Origin of the sequence: Mesorhizobium sp. M2A.F.Ca.ET.067.02.1.1, assembly GCF_004023285.1 — a bacterium.
In the GTDB taxonomy this organism is placed as follows: Bacteria; Pseudomonadota; Alphaproteobacteria; order Rhizobiales; family Rhizobiaceae; genus Mesorhizobium.
In genome coordinates this window covers 1-1,799 of sequence record NZ_RZSB01000999.1, presented here as the reverse complement: position 1 = coordinate 1,799, position 1,799 = coordinate 1, and the positions used below count along the sequence as shown (strand labels likewise).

General features: G+C 64.9%; 1 protein-coding gene and 1 pseudogene. Both read right to left on the bottom strand.

Features of this window, described 5'->3' with window-relative positions:
• Positions 1 to 1,388 (bottom strand): NADH-quinone oxidoreductase subunit NuoG (gene nuoG / locus EOA28_RS34675; RefSeq protein ID WP_128315793.1); only part of this gene is annotated, 1,388 nt, incomplete at its 3' end.
• Between the two features lie 72 nt (positions 1,389 to 1,460).
• Positions 1,461 to 1,799 (bottom strand): annotated as a pseudogene (locus tag EOA28_RS34670) (NADH-ubiquinone dehydrogenase); the annotation flags it as partial.

Here is a 1,799-nt window from a genome sequence, read left to right as displayed (position 1 = left end):
CCATCCGTGCGCGCCAGCGCGCCCTGGCCGACGATGCTCAGCGGATGCGTGGCCTTGCTCAGCACCTCGAAGAATTTGCCGTTGCCGTCAGCGAGATCCTTCAGCGATTCCGGGCCGGCGCCGATCAGTTCATAGTCGTAGCGTGTGTCGCCGATCTCGCCGATCACGCCAACCGGCAGGTTGCCGACGCGCCAGCGCTTGCGGATGCGGGCATTGAGCACCGAAGCCTCGAAGCGCGGATTGGCGCCGATGATCAGCACCGCATCGGCCTGCTCGATGCCTTCGATAGTCGGGTTGAAGATGTAGCTGGCGCGGCCGAGCGACGGATCGAGCGCGGCGCCATCCTGGCGGCAGTCGATGTTCCTCGATCCGAGCGCGCTCATCAGAAGCTTCAGCGCGTAGATTTCCTCGACCGCCGCGAGATCGCCGGCAATGGCGCCGATGCGCTCGGGCGCGGTCTTCGACACCTCGTCCTTGATCGCCGCGAAGGCTTCTGCCCAGCTTGCCGGAGCGAGCTTGCCGTTCTTGCGCACATAGGGGCGGTCGAGGCGCTGCGTGCGCAGGCCGTCCCAGATGAAGCGGGTCTTGTCGGAGATCCACTCCTCGTTCACCGCCTCGTTGACGCGCGGCAGGATGCGCATCACTTCACGACCTCTGGAATCGACGCGGATCGCCGAGCCGACTGCATCCATGACGTCGATCGATTCGGTCTTGGTCAATTCCCACGGCCGCGCCTGGAAGGCGAATGGCTTGGAGGTCAGCGCGCCGACCGGGCACAGATCGATGACATTGCCCTGCAGCTCCGACGTCATCGCCTGTTCGAGATAGGTGGTGATCTCGGCATCCTCGCCGCGGCCGATCAGGCCGAGCTCGGAGATGCCGGCGACTTCGGTGGTGAAGCGGACGCAGCGCGTGCAGTGGATGCAGCGGTTCATCACGGTCTTGACCAGCGGGCCAATATACTTGTCTTCGACCGCGCGCTTGTTCTCGTGATAGCGCGAGGAATCGACGCCGAACGCCATCGCCTGGTCCTGCAGGTCGCACTCGCCGCCCTGGTCGCAGATCGGGCAATCGAGCGGATGGTTGATCAGCAGGAACTCCATCACGCCTTCACGGGCCTTCTTGACCATCGGCGTGTTGGTGAAGATTTCCGGCGGCTCGCCATTCGGGCCGGGGCGCAGGTCGCGCACGCCCATGGCGCAAGACGCCTGCGGCTTGGGCGGGCCGCCCTTCACCTCGATCAGGCACATGCGGCAATTGCCGGCGATCGACAGCCGCTCATGGAAGCAGAAGCGCGGCACTTCCGCGCCGGCGTCCTCGGCCGCCTGCAGCAGCGTGTAATGGTCGGGTACCGTGATCTCTTTCCCGTCGACCTTTAGCTTTGCCATTCGCCTCAAACCCTCGCGGATGTCCGCAATCTATCTTCCGGGCGCGGTTTGCACCGCGCCCGGCTTTTCAAATCACTTCGCGGCGAGCGCCGCCGCCTGCGCAGTCCAGTCGTCGCGGCCGATGCGGCCGGCAAGCGACAGATAATCTTCCACCCAGGCGATCTCTTGCGACGTCCAGGCCGCGATCTGCTCATAGGTCCAGATACCGAGACCGTTGAGCACCTTCTCCAGTTTCGGTCCGATACCCGAAATCGCCTTCAGGTCCGACGGCTTCGCCGGCTTGTCGACGGCCTTCGGCTGCCTGAAATCCTCGGGCATCAATGCGGCCGCTGCCGGCTGGGCGACAATATCGGCCCCGGTCGTGTCGAGAGCCTTCTCGGTCGCGTTCCCCGCGCTATCGGTCACGTCCCT